6 protein-coding genes and 1 tRNA gene are annotated in these 9463 nt (G+C 59.0%); 6 read left to right on the top strand and 1 reads right to left on the bottom strand.

From position 1 onward, the window contains the following. Nucleotides 1-113: 113 nt before the first annotated feature. Nucleotides 114-190, top strand: a tRNA-Glu gene (locus DW925_RS01780). A 218-nt stretch (nt 191-408) separates the two neighbouring features. On the opposite strand, the gene DW925_RS01775 is transcribed toward DW925_RS01780, so the two are convergent. Continuing rightward, a complete protein-coding gene (locus DW925_RS01775) occupies nt 409-2496 on the bottom strand; it encodes a glutamine synthetase III (protein WP_117790242.1) in 2088 nt (695 codons plus the stop codon). A gap of 426 nt (nt 2497-2922) precedes the next feature. On the opposite strand from DW925_RS01775, the gene DW925_RS01770 reads away from it, so the two are divergent. The 5 genes from DW925_RS01770 (at nt 2923) to DW925_RS01750 (ending at nt 9407) form a co-directional block, all read left to right on the top strand. Beyond that, nucleotides 2923-3795 (top strand): methylenetetrahydrofolate reductase, encoded by an 873-nt coding sequence (locus DW925_RS01770; RefSeq protein WP_117790241.1) that lies wholly within the window; start codon nt 2923-2925, stop codon nt 3793-3795. Further along, on the top strand, nt 3795-4586 hold the full coding sequence (locus tag DW925_RS01765; protein ID WP_117790240.1) for a hypothetical protein: 792 nt from the start codon (nt 3795-3797) through the stop codon (nt 4584-4586). Before DW925_RS01770 ends, DW925_RS01765 begins: the two co-directional genes overlap by 1 nt. A 109-nt stretch (nt 4587-4695) precedes the next feature. Continuing rightward, nucleotides 4696-5856, top strand: coding sequence for a DNA cytosine methyltransferase (locus DW925_RS01760; RefSeq protein WP_117790239.1), 1161 nt, complete (start codon nt 4696-4698; stop codon nt 5854-5856). Further along, nucleotides 5819-6832: a DUF4928 family protein gene (locus DW925_RS01755; RefSeq protein WP_117790238.1), complete on the top strand. Its 1014-nt coding sequence runs from the start codon at nt 5819-5821 to the stop codon at nt 6830-6832. The genes DW925_RS01760 and DW925_RS01755 overlap by 38 nt, the downstream gene beginning before the upstream one ends. Continuing rightward, the gene (locus DW925_RS01750; RefSeq protein ID WP_233540208.1) at nt 6822-9407 is read left to right on the top strand and encodes a homocysteine S-methyltransferase family protein; all 2586 of its coding nucleotides are present in this window, start codon (nt 6822-6824) and stop codon (nt 9405-9407) included. The genes DW925_RS01755 and DW925_RS01750 overlap by 11 nt, the downstream gene beginning before the upstream one ends. The last annotated feature ends 56 nt before the right edge of the window (nt 9408-9463 follow it).

Genomic DNA, 9463 nt, shown 5'->3' with positions numbered 1-9463 from the left:
TGAGTCCTGAGGCTGTTGCAATGAAGATGAGAATCAAGGCTCCTGTGTGGTGGTTTTTCAATCTGCCAACGATTTGTGAACGGATAGAAAAGTCTGCTATACTCTTTCCCGCTGTCCCCATCGTCTAGCGGCCAAGGACGCCACCCTTTCAAGGTGGATATCGCGGGTTCGAATCCCGCTGGGGGCACCAACCCGAAAATGTGCGAACCTGTGCGATGTTAAGTCGTGCGGGTTCGTTTTTTGTCTTGGCTGTTTTCGTTTCGGCGCATGCGCGCCAAATGTGCGCCAAATGTGCGCCAAATGTGCGCCAAATCAGCCAAGAACCTCTGCCGTCTTCGCCAGTGGCGACAAAAAAGAAGGGACCTCGCACAGGCGAGACCCCTTCGCACGCAAAATCAAACGTGTCTGTTACACATAGAACAGAATGTCATCGTAGGTCGGGACCGGCCAGTAGTCGGCGGCCACGATCTCCTCCATGGCATCCACGGCGGCGCGCAGCGTATCCATAGCGGGAACGACCTCGTGTGCATACACGTTGGCCTGCTCCTGACCATCGAGGGCTTCGGCCTTCTGATGCACGGCGTCGAGCGCCTTGATGGAGTCGTTGATGGTGGTGATACCGTTGCAGAGCTTGTTGAGCGTGTTCTGCTCGCACTGCATGGCAGCATCGACGCCGGCGGCACGGATAGCCTCAAGGCCCTTAGCGACCTTGGTGGCATAGGCGGTAATGACCGGGCGATAGGTACGACGCGCCTCGCGAACCATCGTGGTAGCCTCGATGTTCATGAGCTTGTTGTACTTCTCGAGCTTGCAGTCATAGCGGCACTGGGCCTCGGCCTTGGTCAGGACACCCGTCTCCTCAAAGAGCGCAATGGCCTTATCGGAAACAAAGGCGGGAAGAGCGTCGGCCGTGGTCTTGTTGTTGGCAAGGCCGCGCTTCTCGGCCTCGATGGGCCACTCGTCGGAGTAACCGTCGCCGGAGAACAGGATGCGCTGGTGATCGGTCAGCACCTTCTTGCAGTACTCGAGCGCGGCGTCCTGGAACTTATCCTCGGGCGTACCCTCGAGCGCATCGGCGAAGGACTTGAGCGACTTGGCAACGGCGGCATCGAGCACCAGGTTGGAGTCGGAAACGTTTTGCTCGGAGCCGCAGGCACGGAACTCGAACTTGTTGCCGGTGAAGGCGAACGGGGAGGTGCGGTTGCGGTCGGTGTTGTCCTGCATCAGTTTGGGCAGGGTATCGGCGCCCAAGTCAAGCACGCCGCGCGTGGCATGGACGGAAGCCTTGCCATCGATGATCTTCTCGACAACCTCGGTAAGCTGGTCGCCCAGGAAGATGGACATAATCGCCGGAGGAGCCTCGTTGGCGCCCAGACGATGATCGTTGCCGGCCGAGGCAACGGAGGCACGCAGGAGCTCCTGATAGTTATCGACGGCCTCGATCACCGCGGTGAGGAAGACGATGAACTGCAGGTTGTCGAGCGGGGTGTCGCCCGGGTCGAGCAGGTTCTCGGACTCGGTGCCAAGCGACCAGTTGTTGTGCTTGCCCGAACCGTTGATGCCCTCAAAGGGCTTCTCGTGCAGCAGGCAGACCAAGTCGTGACGGGAGGCGATGAGCTTCATCTTCTCCATCATGACCAGATTCTGGTCGATGGCCTCGTTGACCTCGCCGTAGACAGGGGCGAGCTCATGCTGGCAGGGAGCGACCTCGTTGTGCTTGGTCTTGGCAGGAATGCCAAGCGCCCACAGTTCATCGTCCAGGTCCTTCATATAGGACGAGACGGTGGGGCGGATAGCGCCAAAGTAGTGTTCCTCGAGCTCCTGGCCCTTGCAGGGAGCAGCACCAAAGAGGGTGCGCCCGGTGATGACCAGGTCCCTGCGCTTGCGGTAAGCGTCCTTCTTGATCAGGAAGTACTCCTGCTCATCGCCCACGGAAGGAACGACCTTCTTGGGGGTCTTACCAAACAGCGCCAAAACGCGCTTGGACTCACGCGAGAGTGCGGTCATGGAGCGCAGCAGCGGGGTCTTCTTGTCCAGGGCCTCGCCCGTGTAGGAGCAAAAAGCCGTGGGGATGCACAGGACATCGTCCTTAATGAATGCGGGGCTGGTGGGATCCCAAGCGGTGTAGCCACGGGCCTCGAAGGTGGCACGCAGGCCGCCGTTGGGGAAGCTGGAGGCGTCCGGCTCGCCCTGGATGAGGTTCTTGCCCGTAAACTTGGTAATGGCGGTGCCGTCGTGGTTGGGCTCGAGGAAGCTGTCGTGCTTCTCGGAAGTAATGCCCGAAAGCGGCTGGAACCAGTGCGCGTAGTGCGTCGCGCCCTTGGAGATGGCCCAGACCTTCATGGCGTGGGCAACGGCGTTGGCCACATCCAGGTCAAGCGGCTCACCGTCCTCGAGGGTTGCAGCAAGGCGCTTCCAAATGTCCTTGGGGAGGTAGTCCTTCATGACTTCCTCAGAGAACACCATGGTCCCGAAGCGGTCAGTAAGTTCGGCCATACGGAACTCCCTTCGTATCGGCACCGCGTGAGAAGCGGTGTTGATTACTAACGAACGAGTCATAGATTAGGCTCGTCGTGTTTCCGCAACATTACCGTTATGTTGCTGTCACGAAACCAATCAATGAGGTTACCGCATCGCGGCGGCGTTGCCGCCCTCAACAGCCAATCAACTGTATAAATTGCAGACCTCTCCCCATGGTTTAAGGGTAGTCAATTTGGGATGGGGCTCTATTAACTGGTATTTCGCATCAGATACCAGTCTTTATAGCCCCATCCTAGATTGACCGCTCTGCTATAGGGAATGTCGATAGCAAGGCATCTTTGATTGGTATCCCCGAATAGCGAGCGAAACTCCACCGTGACACAGTGGTGCTGTAGAATCCTTACAACACATCACACTATTACGTATCTAAAGGAGCACGATATGCGCGTCGACGAGGTTTTTAAGCAGGCAGCATCCCAGGGCACCGCACCCGTTTCGTTTGAGATGTTCCCGCCCAAGGGCGAGCTTACCCTCAACACGGCTCGCGAGGTGGCAGGCAATCTGTGCAAGCTTTCGCCGAGCTTTGTCTCGGTCACCTGCTCTGCCGGCGGCTCGGGCAACGGCGCCACCACCGCCCCCATCGCGCATATGATTACGAGCGAATTCAATACGCCCTCGGTGGCGCACCTTACCTGCGTGGGCCGCTCGCACGCCGATATCGCCGCCAAGATCGACGAATACCGCTCCGCCGGCGTAGAAAACATCCTGGCCCTGCGCGGTGATCTGCCCACTGGCGCGACCGAGGATGACAAGCCCGCCTCGGACTACGCCTACGCCCGTGACCTCATCCCCGAGCTTGTCGACGCCGGCTTTTGTGTGGGCGCCGCGGCCTACCCCGAGGGCCACATTGCCTGTGAGGACCTCAACGCTTCGGTCGAATACCTCAAGCAAAAACAGGACGCCGGCGCGAGCTTCTTTGTGACGCAGCTCTTCTTTGACAACGAGTGCTTCTACCGCTTCCGCGAGCTTGCCGACAAGGCGGGCATCACCGTGCCCATTACCGCGGGCATCATGCCGTTTATGGGCAAGTCGCAAATCAGCCGCATGGTCTTTATGTGCGGTGCGTCGCTGCCCTCCCCCGTCATCAAGATTCTCGCCAAGTACGAGAACGACCCCGAGAGCCTGCAGGCAGCCGGTGTAGATTATGCCGCCCGTCAGCTTTGCGACCTCAAGGAGCACGGTGCCGCCGGTCTGCACCTGTACACTATGAATCGTCCTGCGATCGCCGCGACCATTATGGAGCGCCTAGGGTAATGGAAAAACCGCACATCGATACAACCGCTGTCGAAGTGCCGGCCGACCTTGCGTCGCCGGCGCTTTACCGTGTCGATGCTGCGCACCATCCCCGTGTCGACCGTGCCGAGATGCTGCGGTATCTGGGTTACGGCGGCCAGCAGATTGAGCCCGAGCTGTCACGACGTATTGAGCTTGTGGTCGAGCGCCTTGAGCTGGACATTGAGCCCCGCGGCGTGCGGCGCGTGTTTACCGTCGATGCCACAGGCGTGGACGAGCAGGGAGAGCCTTGCATCCGTCTGGTTGGCACCAACGTTGAGCTGCGCGGTCGCGACATCTATCGACATCTCAAAGACGCCCGCTTTGCCGCGCTCATGGCATGCACCCTCGGCATGGACGCCGAGCGTCGCCTGCGTACCACGGGAGCCCAGCAGCCCCTGGAGGGAGCTGTGCTCGACGCCGCATGCTCTGCCTATGTAGAAGCCGCCGTCGAGCAGATGGACCAGCAGGTTAAGGCTGCGGCCGCCGCACGCGGACTCGCCGGTAACTGGCGCTTCAGTCCCGGCTACGGCGACTGCCCGCTTACGGCACAGCGCTCAATCGTGGACGCGCTCAACGCCACGCGGCTCATCGGGCTTACCGTCACGCCCACCAGCCTGCTCATGCCCACCAAGAGCGTGACCGCGGTGATCGGTCTGTTCGATGGCGAGGTCCACGACGCCCAGAGCCGCCCCACCTGCAATATCTGCCGCATGCGCGAGCACTGTCGCTTCCGCGCCGCCCACACCACCTGCTATTCGCATTCTGAATAAAATGTCAATTGATGGCACGGTATCGAGGGAATCTCGTCCGTAAGTAAGCGGATGTCCTCACAAACAAGTACCATAAGATGCCAAATAACAACTATCTGAAAGCCAGTACATGCACAACATTCTGCAGTTCTCGCCACAACTAACCGCACTTGAGTTTTTTTCAGGCATTGGCTTGGCTCGTGCCGGCATGGCAAAAGCCGGAATCAAAACAATCTGGGCAAATGACATAGACCATACTAAATGCGCCATGTACAGCCAGTGTTGGGGCGATGAGCATCTAGTCGAGCAGGATGTCCACACGCTCGACCCCGACCTAATACCCCAAGCCGACATCGCATGGGCGTCAAGCCCTTGCACAAACTTATCTCTCGCGGGAAACAGGGAGGGACTTATCTCTGGTAAAGAGTCCAGTGCGTTCTTTGGCTTTATTAAGGCCATCGAAGGAATGAGCGATCGTGCCCCGCGGGCACTTGTTCTCGAAAACGTCATCGGCCTTGCCACGTCTAATAACAGTGATGACTTTAGACTCGTTTGCCAGGAATTTAATCGTTTAGGCTATTCATGCGACGCTTATTTTATCGATGCACGGCACTGGCTTCCCCAGTCACGCCCACGCATGTTTGTCGTCGGATTAAAAAACCCTCTTCCCAACAGCCGACTCGATTCCTCGCTTCGACCTGAAAAGGTCTCCTGGATTCACTCCGACCCTTCACTCATTACGCACATCTCTCACCTAAACGAGCCGAGCCCACTTCGCATGACGGGCCTTGCAACGGTTGTTGAAGATATTCCCGAGGGCGACAAGCGTTGGTGGAACAAAAACCAAGTACAAGCATTTATCGACTCGCTTGCACCGCATCAAGCAGAGCGCCTTCAGCGCTTCTTAAATGCCAAAGAAAAAACTGTTCGCACTGCTTACCGTCGCACGCGATCAGGCGTTGTGCGCTGGGAAATCCGTGAAGAAGAAATTGCCGGATGTCTAAGAACGGCTCGCGGCGGCTCATCAAGACAGGCAGTCGTGATATGCGAAAACGGAAAGATAGAAGTTCGCTGGATGACTGGAACTGAATATGCCCGTCTCCAAGGTGCTGACTCATGTCAGTTTAGCGGCTTCTCGGATGCTCAGATTCGCTACGCATTCGGCGATGCAGTTGCCGTGCCAGTTGTCACTTGGCTTATAAAAAATGCAGTCAAACCCGCGCTTATGTCTTCAAGGAACGGAGTGAACAATAATGGAAATGACCAATTGCTCCTTGAACGAGCCCGATAAAGATATCTTGGATGCCATTGAACTCTGGTACGAATCCAAGCGCAGCAAGCGAGGCAATGTCAACCGTAACGTCATGGCGGTTGGTATAGGCATAAGCGAGCTGTTGCAAAACCGTTTTCCGCTCACCGACGATTATGTGCAATCGGACAAGGGGAGCCAAGTACGAGGCCTAAGTGGAGCATGCATCAAAACAGTTTTAGCCAGGCATGGGGAAACGCGTGCCTTCGCATCAGAGGGCGGCAGGACCTCACGCGGCACACTCCCGATGGCGCTTGAGCTTGCCACAATTATCAACTCTGCCCTACCCAGTGGCACTTGCGAAGACGCTCGTCTTGAAGCTGCGAATGCAATCGCCAATTTCTTCGTCGAGCGAATCCAGGTCGATTTCTTTAACCGGCAGAGAATCAAAGTCGAAATTGATCTTCAAAAACCAATTTCTGTCATTGTCGATGATATCCTAGCCGAAGCAAGCCTACGGTCCGATAAGCCAACGGGTACCGTCGCACAGCACCTGGTAGGTGCAAAACTAGAGATGTTATTTCCAACCATAGAAATCGGAAAGGACAACTCAAACGCTGCCGACCAGCAAACAGACCGTTCTGGCGATTTCCAAATCAATGATGCTGCATTTCATGTGACTGTATCGCCAATGGCCAAATTGACCGATCGATGCCGAGATAACATTCGAAATGGCATTCGTCCCATCGTCGTTGTCCCCCACGATAAAGTTTCCTTCGCTTACGGACTGTTCGAAAGTGAGGGACTCGGCAATCGCGTACAGGTTATCGCGCTCGAATCGTTTATCGGCATCAATATTGAAGAATTATCGTTCTACAAGCGAGCCCTAATTCGATTAAATGTCGCACGGCTTCTTGCCCACTACAACAAGCGAATCGAAGATATCGAGCCCGACAAATCTCTTCAAATAGAAATTCCTCAGTGGGCTCTAGACGAAATGGATGCACATGGCGAATAGCTCAAACATACTTATCACTCATGATCTGGACGGTACCGCGCTGGCGGCGCCTGTTGATGCCGCACGCCGCAAAGGCGCTGCATACAAGACGCGCACAATCGACGACCTTCGCATTAAGAACGATCGTCTGCGCGCCGCCATCGAGGGCACGGGACACCTGCTGTTCGACGGCGGCATGGGCACCATGCTGCAGGCGGCCGGCATGAAGGCCGGAGCCCTGCCCGAGCTGCTCAACTTTGAGGAGCCCCAGGTCATCACCGACATCCAACGTCAGTACGTCGAGGCCGGGTGCGACGTGATCACCGCCAACACCTTTGGCGCCAACGCGCACAAGCTCGATGGCGCCGCCACCGTGGCAGATGTCTTTGCCGCCGCAGTCTCTTGCGCTCGCGCGGCCGGTGCCCACTACGTCGCCGGCGACATCGGCCCCATCGGCGCGCTGCTGCGCCCCCTGGGTACCCTGAGCTTCGACGAGGCCTACGACCTCTTTGCCGAGGAAGTGCGCGCCGGCGTCGCCGCGGGTGTGGACCTCTTTATTATCGAGACCATGACCGACCTGGCCGAGATCAAGGCGGCGGTCCTCGCCTGCCGCGAGAACTCCAACCTGCCCGTCTTTGCCACCATGACTTTTGAGGAAGACGGTCGCACCTTCCTGGGCACGAGTCCCGAGGTTGCCGCCATCACGCTCGATGCCATCGGCGCCGACGTTTTGGGCATCAACTGCAGCCAGGGACCGGCCGAGCTCCGAGGGCTCGCCGCTCGCATGCTCACCGTTACGGACAAGCCCATCATGGTGCAGGCCAACGCTGGACTGCCCCGCGTGGACGACGACGGCAACACCGTCTTTGATATCCAAGCCCCCGAATACGCCGAGGCCGTCGCCGGCATGATCGCCGACGGCGTGAGCGTCGTGGGCGGTTGCTGCGGTACCACGCCCACGCACATGGCAGCGCTGCGCACGCTTATCGATAACCACACGCCCAGTCCGCGCCACCGCAAGCCCAGCATGTCGGTCACAAGCGCCCAGACCGTGGTGGACCTCCCCTGCGACGGCCACAAAATCGCCGTCATCGGCGAGCGCATCAACCCCACCGGTAAAAAACGCCTGCAGCAGGCCCTGCGCGACGGCGATCTGGACTACGTCGTAAGCCAGGGCATCAGCCAGCAAGAACAGGGCGCCGATATCTTGGACGTCAACGTGGGCCTGCCCGAGATCGACGAGGTCAAGGTCATCCAGCAAGCGACCGAGCAGCTCCAAGGCTCCACGCTGCTGCCGCTGCAGATCGACTCCACCGACCCCGCAGCCGTCGAGGCCGCCGTGCGCCGCTACGCCGGCAAGCCCATCATCAACTCGGTCAATGGCAAGCAGCAGATCATGGATGAGATCTTTCCACTGGTCGCCCACTACGGCACCAACGTTGTCGGCCTTACGCTCGACGAAGGCGGCATCCCCGATACCGCCGAGGCTCGCTTCGCCATCGCCGAGCGCATCGTGGCCGAGGCTGCCCGCTACGGCATCGGACCGGACCGCATCCTCATCGACTGCCTGGTCATGACCGCCTCGACCAACCAGCGCCAGGCCGAGCAGATCCTGCGTGCCATGTCCCTGTGCAAGGAGCGCCTGGGTGTCAAATGCGCGCTCGGCGTGTCGAACATCAGCTTTGGCCTGCCTGCCCGCCCGCTGCTGGGCTCGGTCTTTTTGGCCGCCGCCTTTGGCGCGGGCCTGGACGCCCCCATCATGAACCCGGGCTCCAAGCGCTTTATGGACACCGTCTACAGCTATCGCGTGCTGAGCGTTGAGGACGAGGGCTCGACCGGATACATCGAACGCTACGCCGGCTGGACCGATCCCTATAAGATCGCCGCCAACCCGGCAGCAGCTCAGGCCGCATCGAGTGATGCCGCGCCGGCCGCGGGCACCGCCGGCACCGCCGGCACCGCCGGCACCGTCGGCAACGACGACCCGATTCGTCGCATGGTCGTCTCGGGCCGCAAAGGCGAGATCGCTGCCGAGACCGAGCGTCTGCTGGCAGACCACGACGCCATGGACCTCATCAACAATCACTTTATCCCCGCCCTCGACGAGGTTGGCGTCCTCTTTGACCAGGGCAAGTTCTTCTTGCCGCAGCTCATGGCCTCGGCCGAGGCCGCGCGCGTGGGCTTCGACACCATCAAGCGCCTGATGCCCGCCGGCGAGATCGCCGACAAGGGCAAGATCTGCGTGGCCACCGTCAAGGGCGACATCCACGATATTGGCAAGAACATCGTCAAAATGCTGCTCGACAACTACGGCTACACCGTCTTTGACCTGGGCCGCGATGTCGATCCGCAGGAGGTACTCAAGACCGTCAAGGAGCGCGATATCAAACTCGTCGGCCTCTCGGCGCTTATGACCACCACCGTCGTCGCCATGGAGGAGACCATCAAGCTGCTCCATGCCGAGGTTCCGGGCGTCAAGATCATCGTGGGCGGCGCCGTGCTCACCCCCGAATACGCCAAGCAGATCGGCGCGGACTACTACGCCAAGGATGCCGCCGAAAGCGCGCGCATCGCCGAAGAGGTCTTTGGGCAGTAACACAACGGAAACAACCGAGCACTAAAACGTGCCGCACGCGCCACTTGGCACGTGCG

Origin of the sequence: Collinsella sp. AM43-1, assembly GCF_003467925.1 — a bacterium.
Classification (GTDB): Bacteria; Actinomycetota; Coriobacteriia; order Coriobacteriales; family Coriobacteriaceae; genus Collinsella.
This window is presented reverse-complemented; position numbering and strand designations above follow the sequence as displayed.